This window comes from Desulforhopalus sp. IMCC35007 (assembly GCF_005116575.1).
In the GTDB taxonomy this organism is placed as follows: Bacteria; Desulfobacterota; Desulfobulbia; order Desulfobulbales; family Desulfocapsaceae; genus Desulforhopalus_A.
The window spans coordinates 1-238 of record NZ_SWCN01000116.1; the positions used below are offsets into that span (position 1 = coordinate 1).

A 238-nucleotide genomic window follows, 5' to 3' on the forward strand; every position below is an offset into this window, starting at 1 on the left:
TTTAGACCACCACTTGGCTGTTTTTAGATATGACGCATAGTTTCAGATCTGTTTCCACACCCCTTCCCCGCGGGGAAGGGGTGACTTCGTTTTTCAAGCCGCTAAAAATAATTTTTTACTATACACTTCATTTGGTGTTGCATCAGAAAGAGATTGATGAGGGCGAAAGTTGTTGTACCTGTGAATATAGGCCCCAATCCCTTTTTCCAACTCACGTGGGTTCTCATAGGATTTCAGA

The 238-nt window shown here is 42.9% G+C and carries 1 protein-coding gene; it reads right to left on the bottom strand.

What is annotated here, in order from left to right:
- Positions 1–93: 93 nt before the first annotated feature.
- On the bottom strand, positions 94–237 hold the full coding sequence (locus FCL48_RS26065; protein ID WP_136876772.1) for an integrase core domain-containing protein: 144 nt from the start codon (positions 235–237) through the stop codon (positions 94–96).
- Between the last annotated feature and the right edge of the window lies 1 nt (position 238).